A 21,376-nucleotide genomic window follows, 5' to 3' on the forward strand; every position below is an offset into this window, starting at 1 on the left:
CAATGTCTATTACAGGGATTTAGTTCTTTTTTTTGTTGAGCCGCTAAACGAGATGAGCGGCTTTTTGTCATATCAATTGCTGCTTCTAGTCAGACGATGCACTTACCTGTGTAAAAATGCATAACCATTCCCTCTCAGCAAACGTTCTAACAATAAAGGGCATGATGGGGGGAACACGTGATGAACCTGTTTTTATATGCAGGATTCGCTTGCCTCTTGGTCACAGGGCTTCTATCCGGAATGTTTACTACGGGATACCAACAAAGAGGCAACTTCTATGCTGATTCCAAGGAAGACCGCGCATCTAAAAGGAAAGTAGCCAACGGTTTCTTTTTAGCCGCAATCGTATTTCTTGCGGTCGCCGGTATAGTGTATTTGTTCCGCTAGGGTTGACACTGTGAACATTTGCTCGCGACCCGGCGCACGAATAGTGGGACAGAGACACCCATTTCAAGGGGAGGAACTGATTCATGAATCGTATCATTAGCCATGAAGATACAGAAATAGAACGAACGAGAATAAAATATGCCTTGATCGCTTTAATCTCTAATCTTACATTCAGGAAATTCGCCAAAATCGAAACAGTGAAGAATGATTTATACGCGGCTTTATTGCTGTTGAAAGGAACTCATATTACTTAATCAGGTTGGTTTCTGCCACCTATGACCCCCGCCGTAATCTCTTAACTAAAACACCGTTAAGGTCGAGACAGTTCGTCGAACTATCGCGAGCTTAACCAGCAAGACGTCCCCGGATATCGGAGGGCGTTTTTAATTGCAGGAATAACACCGATTTTGTCGAATCAATATAGCTGTTTGAAAAATATTCCTATTTGTAAAATGAAGAGAGGTCATGCAAGTGAGAAGAACGTTGTATGTTCTCGTATTATTCGCCGTGCTGGTGGGACTTGGTTTTGCAGGCAGCACGACGCACGGGATCGCTTCTGCCGAAGAGTCCAGGCTCCAGATCAGCGACATTGCGGGAAGGAACACCTACCTGATGAGCGATGGCTCCATGTGGTCCCTGATCGACGGACGACATGCCATACGGACGCCGGGTAAAGTTGCAGCCATCAGCGGTTATGAATACGAAGGCATCGGTATGACGCAGGATGGGCGATTAGTGGAATGGGATATCGGCAAGGAACCCGAGGTCGTTCCGGGAACAAGCGGAGTGAAGCAGATAGCGGGTTCCTACTGGCTGAAGTCGGACGGCACCGTATGGGGCGGCTCGGAAAAAGCAAAAAACCTCAGTGGCATTTTGCTTATCGCCAATGCGGATCAAGAATTTGCCGCCTTGTCCTCAAACGGGGAGCTGCTATTAGAGGATAACTACAAAAAGGGACAATTCAAAAAGCTCGGTATCGTGGAGAACCCGGCCGGGGTCAAATCCATGACGGTTCACAGCGGGCGTGTTGCCCTATTGCGTGACAACGGTGACGTGGTTGTATACGAAACATCCAACTTTGATGATAACGGACGCATCATCCCGGTTACCGTCGCCCAGAACGCAGCTCATATCGTTTATGCATCCAATGAGCCGACGGATCTTCTGATTGTGACGCTCCAAGACGGAACCGTATGGACAACCGGAGTGTATAAAGACCGCTGGAAGCTCAAGGAGCAGGTCTCCGGCCTAAGCGGGATCGTAAGAACCTCGATTTACGGAAATGCCGAGGATCTGTCGGAGGGGTTCTATGCTCAGCGTTCTGACGGAAGCTGGATACATCACACGAACGGGCAGAACAAATCGGTTGATGTGCCTGTCGTTAAGGCCTTTTCGGTTTCGATATCCGATGCCAAACCTTATGTAGGGGATACCCTTGAAGTCAGTATCCAGGAGACTTACACGAACGGGGCCAAGATCAAAGTGCCGGTTAAAGATGCCCTGATCGATATAGAGAAGCCTTATCTGATGAACATACAGAAGAACGGAACACTGAAGTCTGCGGGCGTTGGCAAGACACAGATTACGGTAACCTCAGGCGGCTTGTCCAAATCGATAACGGTATCGTCCAGCCTGCGCAACAATTTGAAATATGCGAAACAAGTTAACGGGAATATCATGGTGCCGGCCAAATCCGTCATGCAGGCACTGGGCGGCACCTATTCGGCCAAAAACGAATCCGTGGAGGCCAAGCTCGGAGAGACCGTGCTCTTGCTCACGGCAGGCAGCAACCAGGCCAAGCTGAATGGCAGCCCGCTGCGCTTAAAGGCAGCTCCGATGACCGACAAAGGCGAACTGCTAATTCCAGCTTCTATGTTATCCGATGTTCTGGGCGCGAAAATCAATTGGGAAGCCAAGTGGAAACAAGCGAATATCTCCTTCGGGAGCGATGCAGTCATGACCGTTGTTTCCAGTGAGACGGCCGGCTTGATCAAAAAAGCGATGCAGGGCAGCTTGGTTAAATTTATTGGTCGAACGTATTGGGTGAATGATTTCGAAGGCTTGGAACGCTTCTCGAAATTGACGGTAACCGACATTTTGCCGGATGACAAAGGCGAATTCAACGTGATCTTCAAAACGGCTTCAGGAAAAACAGTGAAAAGCTATCCTATGCGGTCTTCGGAAGTGATGCAGCTGTTTGCGGACCGTTCTTCCCTATTAAATTACAACCCTTACCAAAAACACAAATGGTCCGCATCGGTCTGGAAACAGATTAAAGCAGGCCAGGTTTCCCTCGGGATGACCAAAGAACAGGTGCAGCTGTCATGGGGAAATCCGGCGGCCAAGGACATTACCACAGGCGGCGGGAAAACCATTGAAACCTGGGGATACTCGAATTTTGATATCGTATCTTTCGTAAACGGTAAGGTTATATTGATTATGATGTAGCATGAAATACACACCGGGACAGAGGATGGACCCGGGTCCATATTCGTTCTCCTAAAAACAGACCACTTCTTCTCGAGCGGTCTGTTTTTTTGAGATTATTCTCATATATTCATGACCAATCATTCACGCCGATTCTCGCTTCATCATGAACAAGACCGCCCAAAGAAGAGGCCATGCCTCTTTTGGACGGTCTGTCGTTGTGACTGCTCAAGGTGCTCGGTATTTACTTATTGATTCAATTGGTTTGTTCGCTCAAAAGACGGATTAGATAAATGCGCGAGTAATGATCACCAACAAGATGAATAATACCAAAATAGCACCTACAGAAGAGCCATATCCATAGCCGCCATAACCTTCTCCTACTCCGCTCACATGAATCCCTCCTTTTTTGAACATACCACATGTTATGTCGGTTCCGCTCAAATGAACTGGGCTGCCGCCTGTTCGGGATAAGATTAATGAATTGGCCCATGCATTCGAAAATCCCGGATGCGACTATAGAGCATCACCCTTGATTCCCATATGAAAGAGGCATGGTGTAACGGTCGTTTACCACACCTCATGTGATCACTTATTGTCTATACCTGCGAAAGCTGTTCTTTTTCATCCCGCTCGGTGTCAGGATCTGAATATACAATTCTCCTGCGGCGATCGACCAAACCTTCTTCGCCCAACTCACGGTATTTGCGCATCCACACTTTCAGCCGTCCGATATCAGATATTTGTAAGGCCGATGCCACTTCTTTCTTAGTCATGCCCTCCAGCCGCATGGCGACTGCCTTTTTCTTCGTTTCAAAACTGTAATGATGGAATATTTGTCCCTTTTTCGCCATGATTATCACCTCTTTACTACCTTTATCGGCTATCATCGACCTTCTTTCAATACCTATGGCCTATTCCGACATGCGCATGTATTCAAGGTCTATGGAACCGATCGTATTTCCACCTAAATAAATCCATGTTATGGTATAATTTGTGTTACAACTTCACATAGAAATTGAGGGATCCCTTTTGTTTAAACTCATCATTTTTGGATTTCTGTTCTACATCTTCGGTAATCCGATTACGGCGATCCTGGTGCTGCTGCTCATCGTGTATGTGCTGGACCGCCGCTTCGTCGGGGTATTTCCCAGCGTGACAAAGCCAATTAAGCGCGCACGTAATATTTCCAAGCTGCGCAGACAGATTGCAGTTAGCCCCAGCGACGTTTCATCAAGGCACGAGCTTGCCAGATTGCTTCTGGAGCGACGTAAGTATGGGGAAGCCTTGAAGCTCCTTGAATCCATTGAATCCAGCTTGGAGGACTCCGCCGAGTTCTGGGACGATATCGGAAACGCACGGCTGCACACCGGCAGCATCCCGCAAGGGGAGTCGGATATTATCCGGGCCCTGGAGATCAACCCGAGGGTCAAATACGGCCGGCCTTATCTTAGGCTTGCCGATGCATTTCGGGATTCGGATCGGGAGAAGGCGCTCCATTATTTAGAGCAGTTCCATTCCATTCACTCTTCTTCAAGCGAAGCCTTTTATTTGCTGGGATATATGTATCAATCGCTGGGAAGGACCGAGGATGCCAAAAAGTCTTATCAGGAATCTATGGATGTATACCGGTCACTGCCGAAATACAAAAAACGGCAAGAACGCAAATGGGCCGTACGAAGCTTTTTCAGGAAATTATTATAATTAATAAGGATTACATAAACCAAAGGGCGTCCCATGGTCGAGAGACCAGGGGACGCCCTTTTTTTCTTAATCATTCGATTGGTTATGCAAGTGGCTTGTACCCAAGCCGGTTTAATTGTTCCGCGATCACCCGGTACCCTCGGCCATTCGGGTGTAAACCGTCCACCGACATCAGTTCTTTCTCTCGGCCTGAAAATTGTGCGTAAATATCAGCTACTCGGAAATAGCCGTCACCTAGCCCCATCAAGTGCCGATTGAACCGAATCACGTATTCCGTTGCCTCCGTCCAGGCCGGGTATGGATTATACAGACCGATAGCGCGAATAAAATAAGGTTTGCTGACCGGAGTCTTTATTTTACGGATATGTCTAATGGTATTAGCCACATGATTCTGACATCGATGCAAGGCAGCATCCAGCACCTCCCGATTCGGCCGGCCTCCCGTGGACTTTACCGCACGTATCAAGTCATTGCCTCCGATCGATATCGTGATGATCTGAGCCTGCTGCAGATGAAAGCGATACGTAGGAAGCTGAACGACCCGATCGTATAACTCATCCGAGGTTAATCCATTGACCCCGAGATTCTCATGGGCCACGAACTGGCGAAGCTTCTCCTCCGCCATCCGACGGTATAACGGAACAAAACCGCTGCCAGGCATCGCCCCAAACCCGAAGGTCAAGGAATCGCCGACAGCGGTATAATGGTACACCAACATGTTCACCCCCTGCCCCGCTCGTTACGACATTATATGAGGAGTGCCCCCATTGCGAAACGGGTCTATTGTCTTGAATGGCAATTTTAATTCCACTCGAAGACGGCAAACATGCTTTAAATAAGAATAGCCTATTCTTCGGATTCCTCCACCTCGTAAATGCAGCGGAATCTTTCAACACCCGGATACTTTTCTCCCAGGCTGTATACCTCAAAGCCGATACTGCGGTAGAAGTTTACGGCTTCTTCGTCCGTTTCCGCAATGACCCGGGCCGGCTTAGGCTGGACCTCAAGGAGCAGCTCCAAAATCAATCCGCGTCCATATCCCTTGCCCCGGTTCTCCGGAAGAACGGCAAGATGCCGAATGGTGAGCTCGTCCTGATCAACATCGAAACCGATGACTCCTAAGAGAAGACCGTCCTCTTCAAATCCAAACAACCGGCTTGGGCCCGTCTCATAAGCAGCAGCCGCCTGATCCACAGCCTCCGGATCCGGAAATACCGAGTAGCTGAGCAGTTCCTTTACTTCGGATTGCATGGCTTTCATCGTTATATCTTTAAGCATACATATCTCCAATCTAAAACTTGTATAGGTCTACAACATCTTCTCCGCACTGATCCCCAGCTTGCGCAGCAGCATCGCCGCCTGCGCTCTCTCGTCCTCCGACAAGCCGCTAAGCACCTTAACCATCAATTCCTGATGCTGAGGAAAGATGGCTTCGAAGAATTCCTTTCCCTCTGCAGTAAGCTCAGCATAAATGACGCGGCGATCCTCAGCGGAAGCCCGGCGAACCAGCAGGTTTTTCTTTTGAAGCTTGTCCACCACGTATGTAATGTTACCACTGGAAATGAGCACCTTTTCGCCAATTTTTTGCAGCGGCTGCGGTCCTTTGTGATAGAGCACATCCAATACGCCGAATTCGGTGGAGTTCAATCCGTGACTATTGATGCTGCGATGCGAATGTGTCATCACTGCGTTATAAGCTCTGGCAAGGACAACCAGCAAATGTAACGGGGTATCCTCGTGTTCTTGAATATCCGACATATTTCACCCTCCGAAAGATATCATGTTATTAAGGTTAATGAACGCCGGATCAACTGTCAAATGTATTCTTTGCTTCTATGCTCCCGGAATGCAATATCCGCACCGTTCCATCCTGGCAGCCGATGATCGCTTGGTCGGCCATACCGATAAACAGCCCATGTTCAACCACACCAGGAATGGCGCCTAGCCGAGAGCTCAATTCTTCAGGACGGGCAATATGCTGAAACCGGCAATCAGCAATATAATTCCCGTTATCCGTAACATAAACCCCCTCATCTTGCTTACGGCGGATCTCCACCGAACAACCAAGCTGGGCTAGTGATCGAACCGTCCACTCATAAGCAAAAGGGACAATCTCAACCGGCAGCGGGAAAGCGCCGAGTTGAGCTACGGCTTTCGCTTCATCCGCCACAATCACGAGCCGTTCACTGTGAAAAGCCGTGATCTTCTCGCGGAGAAGCGCTCCGCCCCCTCCCTTGATTAAACGGAGCTGGTCATCCAGCTCATCCGCCCCGTCAATCGTCAGATCCAAGCGATCGATCTGATGGATCGGCGTCAAGGATATCCCTTGTTCCATCGCCAGCTTCTCCGAAGCTTCAGAGGTAGCCACCGCCTGAATCGAGAGTCCGGATCGGACCATCTCGCCGATTTTGAGAATCGCGTAATAAGCGGTTGAGCCAGTGCCCAGCCCAATCTTCATCCCATCCTGGACATACTTGGCGGCATGCTCCGCCGCTATTTTCTTCATATTATATTCACTTTCCATGTGAATCCGCTCCTTCGTCTTAAGCTGAATCAAATGCTATAATATGGGGTAAACAGATGGATTTCATACAAACGAAAGGATTATACTTATGCGAACCGAAAACCAAATCAAATCCAAGATCAATGAACTTACGATGCAGAAGAAAATGCTGCAAACTCGCTTGACTGCTCTCGAGGAGAACAGTCCGGAGCGAGCCTCCCTTCTCAATCAGGAAACCCGTCTCGACGATATGATCACGATGCTGGAATGGGTGCTGTTTGAGCCAAGCGGTTCCTATCATATGTAAAAGTCGACTGACAAAACGTCAGGGGCGCTAACTGCGCCCCTGATTTTTATGAATCGCGGTCTGTCTTCCGGGAGAGGAAGCACGGGCATTCCTGATATCGCAAGAAAAACTTCCTAGTAAACGCGGTCTGTCTTCTGACAATGTGCGTCGATAAGGTTTTTCTTTAGATATCAGAAAATATAAACTTCGAAGCACGGGCATTCCTGATATCGCAAGAAAAACTTCCTATAAACGCGGTCTGTCTTCTGAGAATGTGCGTCGATAAGGTTTTTCTTATACTTGCGCCTCCTTCGCCTGTGTGTACTGCTCAAGCCAATGGATATAAAGCTCTTCATTATCAGGAGAAAAACAAACGAAGTCAATCCGATCCAGACGGTTATCCGGCAGATCCTCTTCAAGCAGCTCCGTAACCGCCTTTAACGCAACGTCACATGCCGGAGCCTTAGGATACTCATAGATACCCGTGCTTATATTAGGAAAGGCGATGCTTCTGGCACCCACCTCGATTGCAAGCAGGAGACTATTGCGGTAGCATTCCGCCAGCGTATGCTCCTCACGCCGTCCGCCGCCCTCCCAGATCGGGCCGACCGTATGGATGATATGCTGGGCAGGCAGCCGGCCTGCACCGGTAATCACGGCATTGCCTGGCGGGCAGCCGCCTTGCTGCTTGCGAATTTCCATGCACTGCTCCATGATTTCCGGCCCGCCGGCGCTATGAATTGCGCCGTCCACGCCTTTTCCACCCAGCAGTCCCGAATTTGCAGCATTGACGATAATGTCGCCCGTCCATGTCGTAATATCGCCTATAAAGACGGAGACCGATGTCCTTCCGATTTTAAATGTTTTCATTTCGGAAAATCTCCTTTCGGTCTTTTATTTCTTTATTACCCCGCTAGTGGGTGGATTGACCCTGTTTGCCTATTCTGTTCTCGGCTTTTTTTTGGCAGCTGCAGACAGTCGGTCGGTCAAACTCTTCTCTTCCGGCCCTTGCAGCGCTTCCTCCACCGTACGGTAGAACATCAGGCTGCCGGTGTCCCTGGCCTTCGTCAAATGATGAAGAAACACATTGCCGGCTTGCTCCAGCTTCAAATCCTCGGATGCATTCCTGACCCGGCAAAGATATACCTTCATCATCCCTTGCGGATCGCGAAATTCCATGACGCCGATCGGACTCATCGATCTTTTGTCCTCCTCCGTGAACTGAGGCGTCATATAAACGGTATATTCCGAAGCAGGCGGAGGAATGTATGCTTCCCGTTTTTTATCCGCAATTAATTTGGAATTCATGAATGCGATGTAACCCGCCGCTGCGAACAATAGGATGCAGGCAGCCAGTGCGATATTCAACATGTATGTCTCTCCTTGTATATAATCAATCCATCAAGCGCTAACCTAAAGAGTGCTTCTCTATACAATCACCCGTAATAACGCAATAATCAGTAAATGCAGAGGATAAAATGAACGCCATACCCAGCGACTCACCCGGATAGACTCCAGTTTCCTCCATACATGCGGGCCATAAGCTATCACAGCCGTCGGGATGACGCTCCACATCTGCAGTTCCCAGTTATTAAGGAACCAGAATAACAGGTTCAACACAAGATGAAGCGGAACAAGCCAGCTGGCCTGAGCATATCGGAAAATCAAAATCAACAGCAGTCCGTAAGCTCCGTAATCAAACGGAAATTCACTCATTAGGGCACATGCGGCAACAACAACCATCCACGATAACAGCTGGGAATCCGAACGTTCCAGCACATATAAAACGATAGCTCCAGCAACCAGGGTAATGACCACATTCAACCCTTCAGGATCCAGCGCAAGCTGATAGGGAATTTGGGAGATCACCGCAATAACGGCCAGCCGAATGATATACTTGGGTCTCGAAGAAGTGTAGCGGTGCCCCTGAACGAGAGCATAGACGTAGATTGGGAAAGCAATGCGGCCGATGATTCTCCAAATCTCCTGATGCGGAAAAAACACAAGCCCTACATGATCAATCAGCATCGTCAGCATGGCGATCCACTGCATGACAACCCCCTCCTCGCACTCGAAGATGTTGAATTCATATGTATTTCAAATCGATATATCTATTATGGGTTGCAACACTGGGACTTGCAAGCGAAGAAAACATGAAGCAGCGGATATCCGGCATCCACGTCCAATATCCTCTATAATATAAACAATAGCAGCTTGAGTAGGAAGGACGTTTGTTGGGATCAACTGATACAGATAGAGGTGACGGTCGTATGGAAAAGAAAAAGAACAACATGGCCCTCGGGATAAGCATGGGGGTCGGCGTCGGGGTCGCCATTGGTGTTGCCATGGATAAAGTCGCTATCGGCATAGCGATCGGTGCTGCTATTGGCATTACGTTTGGCTCAGCCATGTCAAGCAATAACAAAAAGCCTCCTCATGAATAAACAGAACTTCAAATAACAGTGAATAGGCCACCCGATTCATCTCGGGCGGCCTGGTTGGCTTTCGTTTCCCTCTATTTCAGCACAGCATGAATGGCCCGGATGTTCCCGTTACGAACTTCATGGGCCAACTCACCTGTAATAAGAGGTCCATCGACCTCGATCGAATCCCCTCCCACCGTGGTGAGAGTTAAACGCTGAATCGTAACGCCGTCCTGACCATACGTATTGGCTGCGCGCTCGCTGCGATACGTCACCTTGACAGCCCCAAGGAAGGTGCAGGACACTTCTTGATTCTCGTCAAACAGCCACGCTGGAAGAACGGGGTTCAGATGAAGCTGCAGCTGGCTGCCTTCGTATCGGAATACCTTTTTTCCTGCCATCATCGTAATCCACATGCTTAGGAATTCGGCCGTCGATCCGCTCAGCCTTGCCACGAAACCTCGTCCATGCACGTGGGGATCCGGATTCACGCTGCTGGCAATAAACGAGGAGTTCTCCAGCGTGCTGCGTCCATAAACAGCCGGGTCCAGAAAAGGGATGAGGGAAGTTTTGATTTCCGAGAAAAACTCGTCATACAATCCGGCTTTTAATAATGAAAGCAAGTATTTATAGGTCATATGCAAAAATACGGATTCCCGCTCCAGCCAGCCGGCTGTAAATGCACGGATGCGTCCGATTTCATCGGTTTCTCCCTCCAGGCTGACGGACGTTTTATACATTCCGAGCGCGGAATCATACAGATCGGATGCCTTGATCCGGTCATACATCGTTCTCGCCCGGCCTTCATCGGCAAGCTTCATGCCGCGAGCCGGTGCCTCCAGAAAATGCGGGAGCGCATACGCCTTGAATTCAAGCACTTTTGCGGCGGGCAAACCATAGCGGGTGATCACCGGGTTTCCCGCTGCATCCCGAACCTCTTCAAATCGCTCGGCTTCATAACGGAAATACGTTGGCACGATTCCGCCACCCATCTGCTCGGCACGCTGGATACCTTCTTCGATTTTATCCAGGAAGGCTTCGTACATGCTCCTCACGTTCCTCACCGAAATTTCAACCTCCCGGCCGCTGATCCCGTACCGGACCAATGCACGGTAGGATTCACGCTGCCACGCTACCAAGTCCCAATAACCGAATGAGTCCAAGGAGCCGGACTGGTATAGCTGTACGGCTTCGTATACGCGCTCTAAGTAAGACGCAATCTCCTCCGGTACCTGAATCACTTGATGTCCGAACCGCTCGGCCGCATCCACGATAAATGCGACCATCCGCTTCAATTCCATTGTTTCGCTCATGCCCGACCCAAAAAGGCCCGGCAAACCATTCATCGCGTCATTCCAGCCCGGCTTGTTCGCCTCCATCTCTACCCCCATCCCGTAAGGGTCGAGTGTTGCCATTTTATTGAGGGATAATGAGATCATTTTGACAAACAGATTTGTGCGGTAAATGCCGCCTAGTCCGCCATCGACCCGCAGCCATTCCGCAGCGTTCCTTTTTCTGCCGAACTTGTTCAGTTTCTCCTCGTCCTCCAACAGCGCACCGTATTGCCGTACCTTGCCCCGGCTGATCACAACCTTCTCACTCCGCGGAAGGACGTACACCGGGCTGTCAAAGAACGTATACGCATTCTCGCCAAACAACAGTTCCTCATAACGGTCGGGATAAATATCCAAGTAGGTATCAACCAGATCCATATTATAAGTCCAATGATCCGACCAGAACCCTTCGCCGAACGAAGCGGCAAAATGTTGATCGGATATCGCCAACAGCCCGGACAAGAAGCTTTCCTCGCTGATCTCCAGCCTGATGCCTTGATCCGAAATCGCGTTGATGATGTTACCCGGCGTATAATCCCCGGCACATGCTTTGGCCAGCTTCTCATAATCTTGCTGAGCCGCGGAGGCCCGCAGCAGTTTCTCCAATTCCTCTTTCTTCCCTTCACTCACGCGGAATTTCGTTCCTTCTACGCTAAGCGGGTTATATCCGTCGGCTTGAATGAGACTGAAGAACATCCGGATGTTGAATGTACCTACCTTCGGGTGGAAAAACACGTCATTTCGGCGGTTCTGATTCATATCCCGGAAATTGCCGTTCCCCTGTGAATAGAACTCCGGCGCAAGAGAGAAGAAATTATAATCCCGCTCCAGATCCCCATGCTTGCGGGAGTATAGATGGACAACGGCCCCTTCCTTCCCGTTATCGAACAGGAACGGATATCCGCCCCGCAGAAAATTGTCCAGATAGGACTGACGGCTATATTCATCAAATAGCGGTAATCCCGTTTTGGTTGCAATATCCTCGGTTAATTCCCGGGTCAACGCCGAGGCCTCCTCGCGTTTATGGAGGATATAGGCTGGCACACACAAATCTTTGGAGCGCTTATTGATTTTGCCAATATCGTTCACATGGCCTACCAGCGTATACACGGTCGCCGACTCCCCAGGCTCAAGCGTAGCCGATAACCCGCTGAAGCCGCATGGCACTTTGTTCACGGCATACGGCGTGGCGTTCATCAAAGCTTCCACCGAGCTCACGGCAAATCGATCAGGATGGATTAATGAAGTGTTTCCGCCAAAGATCAGATCAAAGTCTACAAGGGGTTGAATCAACTTTCCGTGCTGATCAAACGACAGATAGAAGTGACCGCTCGTAACTTCGCTGACTTCAGCCTCATCGTGCGTACTGGAGCGAACTTTATAGAACGGGATCCCCCGTTCAAGGTTCTCCACTTCCATCCAGCTTCGAAGGAGATTGCCGACCTCCTTGTACCCGCTATTCTCGACACCGTAAGGCAGAATCTCCGGCATGCCGTCCAGCAGTTCAAGCGATACAGGCTGAGCTCCGATATTCGTTACGCTGACTTCGCGAACAAGAGCGGCAAAATCTTCACCGGGCAGCTGAAAATACGACACCGACGTGCGAAATCCGTTACCGGCATGCTCCTCCTCAATGACCAGCTCATTCTGACGGATCAACATCGTTCTCTTCGCTTTGGAATCCGGCTGAAAGGATTGGAACGGCTCATAGACTGCCGGGGCCCCCGCTATCTTGATAAACGTACGGAAGCCGGTTGTCGACACATTCTTATACGAGATATTCGCCGGGGAAAATTCCATGATCGGCGAGTTCTTGTCGCGTATGCCGAAGCTGCATATCCCCTGACCCCGATTCACATAAAAGGTCCACATCGGTATCCCCTTCAAGCCAGCGATCCCCGGCAGGAAGCTGGAAAACGGTTTGGCGAGATCATACTGCTCGATCACAAAGGTATCCTTCTCAAAACGATAATTTGACATGCTCAGATCCTCCTTAAATGGGTTCATACTTGGATTCAAAATTCAGAGTTTGCCACTTTCCGAAACCGGTTTCGAAATGTGGCAAAAATGAGTCCTGCCTTTATATTTCACCTAGGTGACCGGGCGGCAGGATTCCCGGATAATCAATTGAACCGGCAGCATAACCGACTGTACTGTTGCGTCTTGTTCTTCGATCGAAGTAAGAAGGATCTCCGCCGCAACGGTGCCCAGCTGCTCCGTATCCTGGCGTATGGTCGTTAACGCAGGGGTAATATAACGGGACATTTCAATATCATCAAAACCGATGATGGACACATCTCCCGGTACATTCAAGCCATGATCCTGCACGGCACGAATAGCTCCAAGCGCAAGCAGATCTCCAGCGGCATAAACAGCTGTCGGTCTCTCTCTAAGCCCCAGCAGCCTCTTCATGGCTTCATATCCGCTCTCGGTGGAGAAAAAATCGCTGCTGGTTATGTACTCTTCCCTTAGGTCCAGATCAAGCTCCCGAAGGGCTTGCTCATAGCCCTGTTGACGCTGCTCGCCTGCAAACGTATTCAATCCGCCCGATATATGGGCAATGCTGCGATGTCCAAGCGAGTGCAAATACCGAAGTGCCTGCATGCTGCCTCCGATGTTATCGGAGTAAACCGAATGCACCTGCCCCGGTGACGAATCCAGAATGACGCACGGTATGCCGCTATCCAGCAGCTCCTGGAAATCGGGGTCCTCGCTGCTCGACAGAATGACGACCACGCCATCGACGCCCCGGATTTTGCAATGCTCCACATAACTGCTTCTTCGGCCGCCGACATCCTTGGAGATGAACATCAGATCATACCCTTTGGATACCGCAATTTTCTTAAAACTTTCGATGACGGCTCCGAAATAGGGGTGACGAATCCCTGCTCCCGTAGCTTCCACAAAGAGAATGCCAATGGTCCAGGATCGTTTCGTCGTAAGCGATCTGGCGTTTGCGTTTGGAAGATAGCCCATTTCCTTCGCGGTTGCCAGAATCTTGGCTCTCGTCTTCTCCCGGACATCCGGATAGTTGTTGAAGACTTTCGACACCGTCGTAGGCGAATAGCCTGTTTTCTTGGCAATATCATAAATCGTTGTCAACCTTGGAATCAGCTCCTGTACCTTTGCCGGCATTTTCTAATTCAAATCTATCTGATATTAGATTCTACCTGTGCCGGCAAGCTCTCGTCAATGTTATTCCGTACACACTGACTGGCAGGAGCCGAACCTTCGGTTATCAAAAAATCAAATCGGCTAGGACAAGCTGGCGGAAGCGGTCTGCGAGTTTGCAGGGCTTTCCGTTTCCTGATGCCGGATCATGAGCACGCAGATCAGCGCGAGCAGCATGCTGCCTGCGGCGCAATAAAACAGAATCGAATACCCCATGCCATCAATGAGCTTGCCCAGAAGAGGCGGTGACGAGATCGCCGCAAGTGAGGATACCAAATAGTACATTCCCGTCCGCGTCCCAATGCTGTCCTCCGATCCTGTAGATACGATAAATGGATAGGAGTTGATATTGATGCAAGCCCAGAATAATCCGCCAACGGTCAGCAATACGCGAAGCAATAGCAGTGATTCAACCCATGGTACGAGCGCAAAGACAACCAACAGCCCGCTGACGCCGATCAGAATCATCCGTTTCTTGCCGAATTTACCGCCAAGCCATCCGCTTGGAATGGCGAACACAACAAAGGCGAGCGAAAAAAACGTCAGGGAAAAGGAAGCCTGCGATTCCGTTAGCCCCATCTCGTTTTTCCCGTACAAAGTAAACAGGGTCTCAACCCCTTGATATGCGACAAACCAGAAAAATATCGCCGCCAAGAGCAGCACCGTTGTCCGATTGATCTGACTCTTAAAGGAAACTTTAGATTTGGCGGCCGTCTGAGCCTGATAGCCTGGAGCGTCACGCTTCTCCTGGATAAACGTTCTCAAGATGAACAACGACACCAGCGTTATGCCCGCTGCGGCAATAAAAGGCAGGGACTGATGTGCACTATACAGTACCGAGCCCACGCCAAAAGCCAATATGGACCCTATGCCGCCCATAAAGTTAATGATGCCGTTGGCTCTCGTGCGGCGTTTCTCCTCCGTAATATCCGGCATTAATGAAACGGTAGGCGAACGATACAGACTCATGGCCAGGTTCATGAGGACCATAAACAGTATCAATGTCGCCATCCCGTTGTGAAACGGAATGATTGCGGTAAACAGAGCGCCAAGCGGCATACCGATGAGCAGGTAAGGCATTCTTCTGCCGTACCGGGTATTGGTCCTGTCGCTGCGACTTCCGATCCATGGCTGCAAGAACAAGGCAAAGTAATTGTCGATCGTCATAAAGAAACCGATCAGTGCGACACTGGATATGTAATCCTCGAGAAAATAGGGCACAAACGCATTGTACAGCGCCCAGGTAATGCTAATGCTGAAAAAGCCAAAGCCCAGCAGCCATGTTTTCTTCACAAAGTCACGCTCCCTTAATTTGTAGCAATCCCCTGAGTACATCCGGATAATCCGTAATAATGCCCGCCACGCCGGCATCGATCAAGGTTTTCATCTGCTCCTCGTCATTGACGGTCCAAGGGTGATAGACTACGCCATGCTGTTTCGCTTCCTCTACCCATTCCGGCAGAACTGCGCGATGGTATGCATGCAGAGCATCCGCTTTGGCCAATTTGGCATACTCCCACGGTTTGTATAAGCCTTCGCCATACAACAGGCCAGTTCGTATTTCAGGATCAATATGTTTGCACTCCACCAGGGAATAATGATTAAAGCTTGAGATGACGATTTGCTCTGACATGTTGTAATGTCTTACGGTTTCGATTACGCGCTTTTCCAGCTCGGGATATTGAATCGATCCGTTCTTCAGTTCGATGTTAACAATCGTGCCGTGATTTTTCGTTAATTCCAGCAGTTCTTCCAGCAGCGGTATCCGTTCCCCTTGAAAATCCGCTCCAAACCATGAGCCAGCATCCAGCTTGGCCAGCTCGTCGTATGTATAATCCTTGACTAGCCCCTCGGCCCCCGTGGTACGGGCGACACTCTCATCATGGATCAGAACCAGCCTTCCGTCCTTCGTCATCTGAACATCGGTTTCAATCCCGGTAGCTCCCTGCTCCAAGCCTTTGGCAAAAGCAGCCATCGTATTCTCGGGACATATGGCCGATGACCCGCGGTGTGCAAAATTAATCAATTGTGACATTTGTACTTCCTCCTGAGTGGTGAGATATTGGTTTGTACTATAAATATAGCTCGCAATTGTTAGAGCTATGTTATCATTCCATTTTTCATATTCCACATCGTTGAACGAAACCCTGTCATGCAGATAATTAATTTTTTGAATGGTTTGACCGATTTGCATGTCAGGCATATAATTGTTTAGACAACTATTTTTGAAAACTTGAAATGAAAGGTGTGACTTGTTTCTTGAAAGTGCCTAAACGCAACCCCTCCATCGGTTTTCATCTGGGTTACACCTATCGCCGCGCATCGCATTTGTTTGCCAATGCCCTGAAGCCCTATGATATCACCCCCGAGCAATGGCTGGTTCTATACCACATCGGAGAGCACGAAGGGTTAAATCAAAAGGAAGTTGCCGCCAAAGCGGATAAGGACCAACCGACCACTACGCGTATTTTGGATCTGCTCGAGAAAAAAGGATATACTCGCAAATCCGTATCGGTCAACGACCGGAGAGCTTTCCAGCTCTTTTTGACGGATACAGGCAAAGAATTGATCGAGGCAACCACAACCATCGAAAGTCAATGCGGAAGCCAGTTAATCGAAGGCATTGACGATCATCAATTAGAGATGTTCTGGGACACACTCTCGCGCATCAATGCCAACATACACAACTTAGACAAACAGGAGTGATGTTTCACATGAATGAAATGAATACAACACAACGATTATGGACCAAAGAATTCATCACCTTGATGGTCAGCAACCTTTTTCTGTTTCTGACCCTGCAGATGATGCTGACCACGCTGCCCGCATACGCCAAGGAGGCGTTTATGGCAAGCCCGCTGCAGGTCAGCCTGATAACCAGCGTGTTCGCTTTCAGCGCGATCGCTTCCCGCTTCGTGTCAAGCAAAGCGCTGGAAAAAGGTAAGCTGCGCCTGCTTCTGTACGTCGGGCTGTTGATCTCACTGGCAGCCACGCTCGGCTATTACTGGGCATCCGGCATTGCCTTTCTTCTGCTGATGCGCGTTTTGTTTGGCATCGGCTTTGGAATGACCAGCACCTCGTTTCCTACGATGGCATCAGACGTCATTCCGATCAAACGACTGGGCGAGGGCATGGGATATTTCGGTTTATCCACTACGCTCGCCATGTCGATCGGCCCGATGATCGGCTTGACGCTTCTGCAAGACGGGGGGTTCACACCGCTTGTGATCATCACCGTCATAATCAATGTACTTATCTTCCCGCTCGCCTACGTCTTGACGTCAAGATCAGCAAAACGAAATATGGAGCGCCCCGCAGCGGTTCAACCTCGAGTTGAGGAGCAACCTAAAGGTTCATTCAATAAAAAGCTGATTCTGCCCAGCGTCCTTAACTTTTTGATGTCCATTACGTACGGCGGATTGTTGAGCTTCATGGCGTTATTCGGCGCCGAGGCTCACCTCCGGAATCCCCAGTATTTCTTCTTGTTCAATGCCATTGCCATTATTTTGGTACGGCCGTTCTCCGGCAGAATCTATGACCGGTATGGACACAAGGCACTGGTTATACCCGCTGCTATTCTAATGGTCGCCGGTTTGTTGTTACTGACCTTCGCCACATCGACGGGAACTATGCTGTTATCGGCATTATGTTATGGCCTTGGCTTCGGTGCAATGCAGCCATCCATCCAGACCTGGATGATTCAGGAGGTTCATCCGCTGCAGCGCGGCATGGCCAACGGCATGTTCTTTAACTCTCTGGATTTCGGTGTCGCTATCGGCTCTATCGCACTCGGTTCCATCGCCAAATCCACTTCGTACGCGATCATGTACCGTTATTCAGCCATTGCGCTTGTAATATTAATCCTGATTTATATCATCATGCAGGTAACCGGTCGATCACGTTTCAAAGCAACGTCTCTTGAGGATACCGAACCCACCGCTGCTGGTTAACGGAGATAGCAGTTGGTGCATATCCAAGAAATTATCCAGATATGAGAAAGGTCTTGTCCATTATTTATGGACAAGACCTTTCTTTTTCAAGCCCTGGGGTTTCTTGAAGTCAACTCGGTATGAATTCCCTCCGGTATCGTCTTCCTTTGCCTCCGGCTTCACGGCGAATAATGTGAGCAGACTGCCTACAGCCGCAACGGCAGCCAAAGTGCCGAACAGCACCCAATGATTCGCCCCGAGGAGCAGCGAGACAACTGGAGGTCCGAGCGATACGCCGATAAAACGCATACTGCTGTATAGAGAGGTAATGGTACCTCGCTGCTCCTTCTCTATACCTTCCGTCAGCAGCGTGTCCATGCACGGCAGCACCATTCCGATCCCGATGCCGCCAAGTGTCATCATACCGACTACAAAATAAATCTGCGAACTAAATCCGGTGACGATCAGGGAAGCCGTCAAAATGGCCATACCCGCGAAACCTGTCCACTTCTTAGCCGCTTTATTTTTGCCCGTGAATTTACCGGCTAAATAGGAAGCCAGACATAACAAAGCCAGCGGAATCGCAAGCACCAGCCCTTTTACCACACCGTGTAAATTGTAAGTGCTCTCGAGCGTCTCCGACAAATAGAAAAGCACGCCGAACACGCCAAACATCGCAATGCCGCCGATGGCGAATATCGCATACAGCCATCTTCCCTTCTCGTGCAAAACCTGCCTGGTTGTTTTCAAAAACTCGCGTATGGATTGTTTATCGTCGTTGTTCGACTTGGGTGTCTTCACAAGAAAAATGACAAGCACGATAGAGATCAGGCATAGAACCGGAATCGCTATAAAGGGCAAAAACCAGATAAAACTCCCGAGCAGGGCGCCCAGTATTGGACTGACTACCTTGCCAAACGTATTGGAGGTTTCGATAATACCCAAACTCTTACTGACCTTTTCTTCCTCTTTAAACATGTCGCCGACAAGCGGAATGACAATGGGGAATGCCCCGGCAGCACCAATTCCCTGTAGAAACCGTCCTGCCAAAATAACGTAATATGCCGCCGTCCCACTCAGCATCCAGGCAGCCACAGCCGAGACAGCTCCGCCTAATGCCGCAATAATCAAGCTAGGGATGATGATCTTCTTTCGTCCATACCGATCCGATAAATAACCGGCAATCGGGATCAGTAAGATGGCTACAACAGCATACACCGTTATAAGCATACTGACCTTGAAGGAACTGATCCCCAGCGCTTTGGAGATCTGCGGCAAAATGGGAATCAGCATGGAATTGCCTAACGTCATGATGAGTGGTATGGATGCAAGGGCAACCAGATCCCATTTCTTGTTTTCCATGAGAGAAGACCACCTTTGCGTTATCTGTCATCCATATTGTAGGTTCTTTTCCCCGGAATATGCATGATTGCAAGGTGGCCGTTTTTTCCCATATACATTTTTTCCTTATTTATACTTTAAAGCCGGACATCAACTGCCGAAGCTTGCTGGACATAACATTCAAATCTTCAACGGAATTTGTAATTTCCTCCATTGAGGCCAGCTGCTCTTCCGTGGCGGCACTGACGCTTTGAGTTCCCCCTGCAGTCGTCTCCGTGACCTCCTGAATTCGGCGGATGGCGTGAACAAGCTCCCCTGCTCCGGAGTTCATCTGCTCTGTTGCAACGGTAACACTCTGAATTTGTTCATTCAATTCACCGACGGATTGCTCAATGTCCTTAAAGGCTCTCTCGGCTCCTTGTGCCACATTCATGCCCTCGGTCACTTCGCGGGTGCCCTGCTCCATAACGCCGGCCAGATCAACAATATCCTGCTGAAGTTCATGGACGAATTGTCTGATTTCGACAGAGGAGTTCGATGCCTGATCTGCCAATTTCCGGACCTCAGCCGCTACAACCGCAAAACCTCGGCCATGCTCGCCCGCCCGAGCGGCCTCAATTGAGGCATTTAAGGCAAGCAGTGATGTTTGCTCCGCAATTTCGATAATGATCTGACCCATCGCTCCGATGCTGGAGGCCTTTTCGCCGAGCGCACGCACCGATTGAGCGGATTGATCCACACTGGTGCGTATGCCTTCCATTTGAGCCAGTGTATGGATAAGCGCCTGTTCCCCTTCAGCCGCAAGTTGGTTCGTCGTTGCTGCCAAGCCAAAGACGTCTTGGGCGGCATGCGCAATGTGTTTCATTCCTTCCGCCATGTCCGTTACCGTAGCCGTCGTTTCCTCGGTATCCTGAAGCTGGTTCTCTACCCCGGCCGCCAGCTCTTCCATAATACCTGAGGTTTGATGGGAAGCTTGGCGAATTTCCTCGGTTGTGGAGTGCAGCGTCGAAGCTGCGATACCGACTTTGCCGGCCGTATCCTGCACCTGTACGACGAGTTCCCTGAAGCCATCGACCAATTTATTATAAGCATCAGCTACATCCCTGATTTCGTCTTTCGTGTTAATCTGTAATCGGGTAACCAGGTCCCCTCCGCCTTCGGCAATCTTCAATAGCTGATCGCTCATCCGATTCAAAGGACGAATCGAACGGGTAAGAAGATATCCTTGAATAGCAAAATAAACAACGGCTGCAACTCCGATCAACATAATGATCAAATTCTGGAATCGGCTGCTGGCCGCAATCTGATCAGCCTGCTTAGCCAAGGCTTCATTTTTATGTACTGTAAATTGTGCGATAAGCGTACTGAAGGACTTGCGCACTTCGCGCTCCTGGTTAAAAGCAGCTTCATATACCCGGAACGGCACAGCCTTGTAAAAACCGGTGTCATACCCTAATTTGTTTAACACCTCATTCACGGCTTCGGTGTATATGACATACCCGGTTTCGATCTCGTTAAAAACGTTGCGGTCTTCCTCAGCCGTCATCAAGCCTTTGGTTTCGGCCATGAGTTTGGCGACGGACTCCTGCTTCGCTTTCAATGAATCTGCAAAGGTCGAATCACCGGTCAATAAGTACCCCCGTTCATCATTAGAGACGCCCGACAATAGGGTCTCCAATTGCGTCAGGTTATAAATGACCTTCTGATCCACTTCAATAATCTTGCTGAACCTCTTCTCCGTCATATTCGAAGTGATAAACGCGATAATTACGATTACCGACGTAACCACTGCAAGAATCGTAGACGAAAGAATTAATTTTGTTTTTATCTTCATCCGCAAGCACCCGACCTTTGATAAGTAATATACCCCC

Annotated in this window: 23 protein-coding genes; 8 read left to right on the top strand and 15 right to left on the bottom strand. The window is 49.5% G+C overall.

Annotation, left to right across the window (positions count from 1 at the left end; all coding sequences use genetic code 11):
• Positions 1-180: 180 nt before the first annotated feature.
• The 3 genes from M4D81_RS09155 (at position 181) to M4D81_RS09165 (ending at position 2,835) form a co-directional block, all read left to right on the top strand.
• Positions 181-387 carry a DUF5316 domain-containing protein gene (locus M4D81_RS09155; RefSeq protein ID WP_260065784.1) on the top strand — a complete coding sequence of 69 codons (207 nt, stop codon included), beginning with the start codon at positions 181-183 and terminating at the stop codon, positions 385-387.
• An 83-nt stretch (positions 388-470) separates the two neighbouring features.
• A complete protein-coding gene (locus tag M4D81_RS09160) occupies positions 471-641 on the top strand; it encodes a hypothetical protein (RefSeq protein ID WP_260065786.1) in 171 nt (56 codons plus the stop codon).
• A 211-nt stretch (positions 642-852) separates the two neighbouring features.
• A complete protein-coding gene (locus tag M4D81_RS09165; protein ID WP_260065788.1) occupies positions 853-2,835 on the top strand; it encodes a copper amine oxidase N-terminal domain-containing protein in 1,983 nt (660 codons plus the stop codon).
• Between the two features lie 264 nt (positions 2,836-3,099).
• Here M4D81_RS09165 and M4D81_RS09170 read toward each other — a convergent pair whose 3' ends face one another.
• Positions 3,100-3,207 (bottom strand): YjcZ family sporulation protein, encoded by a 108-nt coding sequence (locus M4D81_RS09170; RefSeq protein ID WP_233355008.1) that lies wholly within the window; start codon positions 3,205-3,207, stop codon positions 3,100-3,102.
• Positions 3,208-3,413: 206 nt separating this feature from the next.
• A complete protein-coding gene (locus M4D81_RS09175) occupies positions 3,414-3,668 on the bottom strand; it encodes a helix-turn-helix domain-containing protein (RefSeq protein WP_071220029.1) in 255 nt (84 codons plus the stop codon).
• Positions 3,669-3,846: 178 nt separating this feature from the next.
• Between M4D81_RS09175 and M4D81_RS09180 the strand changes: the two genes are divergently transcribed.
• Positions 3,847-4,518: a tetratricopeptide repeat protein gene (locus tag M4D81_RS09180; protein WP_071220028.1), complete on the top strand. Its 672-nt coding sequence runs from the start codon at positions 3,847-3,849 to the stop codon at positions 4,516-4,518.
• An 82-nt stretch (positions 4,519-4,600) separates the two neighbouring features.
• Here the strand turns inward: M4D81_RS09180 and M4D81_RS09185 are convergent, their stop codons facing one another.
• The 4 genes from M4D81_RS09185 to rpiA all read right to left on the bottom strand — a co-directional run bounded on the left by M4D81_RS09185 (position 4,601) and on the right by rpiA (position 7,042).
• Positions 4,601-5,236, bottom strand: coding sequence for a GDSL-type esterase/lipase family protein (locus tag M4D81_RS09185; RefSeq protein WP_260065789.1), 636 nt, complete (start codon positions 5,234-5,236; stop codon positions 4,601-4,603).
• Between the two features lie 128 nt (positions 5,237-5,364).
• Positions 5,365-5,796 (bottom strand): GNAT family N-acetyltransferase, encoded by a 432-nt coding sequence (locus M4D81_RS09190; RefSeq protein WP_260065790.1) that lies wholly within the window; start codon positions 5,794-5,796, stop codon positions 5,365-5,367.
• A gap of 30 nt (positions 5,797-5,826) precedes the next feature.
• Positions 5,827-6,276 (bottom strand): MarR family winged helix-turn-helix transcriptional regulator, encoded by a 450-nt coding sequence (locus M4D81_RS09195; RefSeq protein WP_071220025.1) that lies wholly within the window; start codon positions 6,274-6,276, stop codon positions 5,827-5,829.
• A 49-nt stretch (positions 6,277-6,325) separates the two neighbouring features.
• Entirely contained in the window at positions 6,326-7,042 is a 717-nt protein-coding gene (gene rpiA, locus M4D81_RS09200; protein ID WP_260065792.1) for a ribose-5-phosphate isomerase RpiA, read from the bottom strand.
• A gap of 88 nt (positions 7,043-7,130) precedes the next feature.
• On the opposite strand from rpiA, the gene M4D81_RS09205 reads away from it, so the two are divergent.
• Entirely contained in the window at positions 7,131-7,328 is a 198-nt protein-coding gene (locus M4D81_RS09205) for a hypothetical protein (RefSeq protein ID WP_071220023.1), read from the top strand.
• A gap of 273 nt (positions 7,329-7,601) precedes the next feature.
• Here the strand turns inward: M4D81_RS09205 and M4D81_RS09210 are convergent, their stop codons facing one another.
• From M4D81_RS09210 to M4D81_RS09220, 3 genes are all read right to left on the bottom strand, one after another.
• Positions 7,602-8,177: a macro domain-containing protein gene (locus M4D81_RS09210; RefSeq protein WP_260065795.1), complete on the bottom strand. Its 576-nt coding sequence runs from the start codon at positions 8,175-8,177 to the stop codon at positions 7,602-7,604.
• Positions 8,178-8,246: 69 nt separating this feature from the next.
• Positions 8,247-8,678 (bottom strand): hypothetical protein, encoded by a 432-nt coding sequence (locus M4D81_RS09215; protein WP_071220021.1) that lies wholly within the window; start codon positions 8,676-8,678, stop codon positions 8,247-8,249.
• 57 nt (positions 8,679-8,735) lie between these two features.
• Entirely contained in the window at positions 8,736-9,359 is a 624-nt protein-coding gene (locus M4D81_RS09220; protein ID WP_260065797.1) for a conjugal transfer protein TraX, read from the bottom strand.
• Positions 9,360-9,577: 218 nt separating this feature from the next.
• Between M4D81_RS09220 and M4D81_RS09225 the strand changes: the two genes are divergently transcribed.
• Positions 9,578-9,751: a glycine zipper domain-containing protein gene (locus M4D81_RS09225; RefSeq protein ID WP_260065799.1), complete on the top strand. Its 174-nt coding sequence runs from the start codon at positions 9,578-9,580 to the stop codon at positions 9,749-9,751.
• Positions 9,752-9,822: 71 nt separating this feature from the next.
• On the opposite strand, the gene M4D81_RS09230 is transcribed toward M4D81_RS09225, so the two are convergent.
• From M4D81_RS09230 to M4D81_RS09245, 4 genes are all read right to left on the bottom strand, one after another.
• Positions 9,823-13,044 (bottom strand): cellobiose phosphorylase, encoded by a 3,222-nt coding sequence (locus M4D81_RS09230; protein WP_260065801.1) that lies wholly within the window; start codon positions 13,042-13,044, stop codon positions 9,823-9,825.
• Positions 13,045-13,155: 111 nt separating this feature from the next.
• The gene (locus M4D81_RS09235; RefSeq protein WP_260065802.1) at positions 13,156-14,166 is read right to left on the bottom strand and encodes a LacI family DNA-binding transcriptional regulator; all 1,011 of its coding nucleotides are present in this window, start codon (positions 14,164-14,166) and stop codon (positions 13,156-13,158) included.
• Between the two features lie 153 nt (positions 14,167-14,319).
• Positions 14,320-15,528 carry an SLC45 family MFS transporter gene (locus M4D81_RS09240; protein WP_260065804.1) on the bottom strand — a complete coding sequence of 403 codons (1,209 nt, stop codon included), beginning with the start codon at positions 15,526-15,528 and terminating at the stop codon, positions 14,320-14,322.
• A gap of 4 nt (positions 15,529-15,532) precedes the next feature.
• Complete coding sequence (locus M4D81_RS09245; RefSeq protein ID WP_071220016.1) at positions 15,533-16,270, bottom strand: glycerophosphodiester phosphodiesterase; 738 nt, start codon at positions 16,268-16,270, stop codon at positions 15,533-15,535.
• 230 nt (positions 16,271-16,500) lie between these two features.
• Between M4D81_RS09245 and M4D81_RS09250 the strand changes: the two genes are divergently transcribed.
• Positions 16,501-16,941, top strand: a complete 441-nt coding sequence (locus M4D81_RS09250; protein WP_308116327.1) for a MarR family winged helix-turn-helix transcriptional regulator — start codon at positions 16,501-16,503, stop codon at positions 16,939-16,941.
• Positions 16,942-16,949: 8 nt separating this feature from the next.
• Positions 16,950-18,185, top strand: coding sequence for an MFS transporter (locus M4D81_RS09255; protein ID WP_071220015.1), 1,236 nt, complete (start codon positions 16,950-16,952; stop codon positions 18,183-18,185).
• A gap of 60 nt (positions 18,186-18,245) precedes the next feature.
• Here M4D81_RS09255 and bcbE read toward each other — a convergent pair whose 3' ends face one another.
• Both bcbE and M4D81_RS09265 read right to left on the bottom strand, forming a co-directional pair.
• Positions 18,246-19,550 carry a bacillibactin exporter BcbE gene (bcbE, locus tag M4D81_RS09260; RefSeq protein WP_311200643.1) on the bottom strand — a complete coding sequence of 435 codons (1,305 nt, stop codon included), beginning with the start codon at positions 19,548-19,550 and terminating at the stop codon, positions 18,246-18,248.
• Between the two features lie 85 nt (positions 19,551-19,635).
• Positions 19,636-21,339 carry a methyl-accepting chemotaxis protein gene (locus M4D81_RS09265; RefSeq protein ID WP_071220013.1) on the bottom strand — a complete coding sequence of 568 codons (1,704 nt, stop codon included), beginning with the start codon at positions 21,337-21,339 and terminating at the stop codon, positions 19,636-19,638.
• Positions 21,340-21,376 lie beyond the last annotated feature (37 nt).

The sequence above is a fragment of the Paenibacillus sp. p3-SID867 genome (genome assembly GCF_025142895.1).
GTDB lineage: Bacteria > Bacillota > Bacilli > Paenibacillales > Paenibacillaceae > Paenibacillus_AQ.

Excerpts from the sequence above, each read along its gene's own strand:
- M4D81_RS09155 (WP_260065784.1), top strand. The coding sequence starts at position 181 with ATGAACCTGTTTTTATATGCAGGATTCGCTTGCCTCTTGGTCACAGGG.
- M4D81_RS09160 (WP_260065786.1), top strand. The coding sequence starts at position 471 with ATGAATCGTATCATTAGCCATGAAGATACAGAAATAGAACGAACGAGA.
- M4D81_RS09165 (WP_260065788.1), top strand. The coding sequence starts at position 853 with ATGCAAGTGAGAAGAACGTTGTATGTTCTCGTATTATTCGCCGTGCTG.
- M4D81_RS09175 (WP_071220029.1), bottom strand. The coding sequence starts at position 3,668 with ATGGCGAAAAAGGGACAAATATTCCATCATTACAGTTTTGAAACGAAG.
- M4D81_RS09185 (WP_260065789.1), bottom strand. The coding sequence starts at position 5,236 with ATGTTGGTGTACCATTATACCGCTGTCGGCGATTCCTTGACCTTCGGG.
- M4D81_RS09190 (WP_260065790.1), bottom strand. The coding sequence starts at position 5,796 with ATGCTTAAAGATATAACGATGAAAGCCATGCAATCCGAAGTAAAGGAA.
- M4D81_RS09195 (WP_071220025.1), bottom strand. The coding sequence starts at position 6,276 with ATGTCGGATATTCAAGAACACGAGGATACCCCGTTACATTTGCTGGTT.
- rpiA (WP_260065792.1), bottom strand. The coding sequence starts at position 7,042 with ATGGAAAGTGAATATAATATGAAGAAAATAGCGGCGGAGCATGCCGCC.
- M4D81_RS09205 (WP_071220023.1), top strand. The coding sequence starts at position 7,131 with ATGCGAACCGAAAACCAAATCAAATCCAAGATCAATGAACTTACGATG.
- M4D81_RS09210 (WP_260065795.1), bottom strand. The coding sequence starts at position 8,177 with ATGAAAACATTTAAAATCGGAAGGACATCGGTCTCCGTCTTTATAGGC.
- M4D81_RS09215 (WP_071220021.1), bottom strand. The coding sequence starts at position 8,678 with ATGTTGAATATCGCACTGGCTGCCTGCATCCTATTGTTCGCAGCGGCG.
- M4D81_RS09220 (WP_260065797.1), bottom strand. The coding sequence starts at position 9,359 with ATGCAGTGGATCGCCATGCTGACGATGCTGATTGATCATGTAGGGCTT.
- M4D81_RS09225 (WP_260065799.1), top strand. The coding sequence starts at position 9,578 with ATGGAAAAGAAAAAGAACAACATGGCCCTCGGGATAAGCATGGGGGTC.
- M4D81_RS09230 (WP_260065801.1), bottom strand. The coding sequence starts at position 13,044 with ATGTCAAATTATCGTTTTGAGAAGGATACCTTTGTGATCGAGCAGTAT.
- M4D81_RS09245 (WP_071220016.1), bottom strand. The coding sequence starts at position 16,270 with ATGTCACAATTGATTAATTTTGCACACCGCGGGTCATCGGCCATATGT.
- M4D81_RS09255 (WP_071220015.1), top strand. The coding sequence starts at position 16,950 with ATGAATGAAATGAATACAACACAACGATTATGGACCAAAGAATTCATC.
- M4D81_RS09265 (WP_071220013.1), bottom strand. The coding sequence starts at position 21,339 with ATGAAGATAAAAACAAAATTAATTCTTTCGTCTACGATTCTTGCAGTG.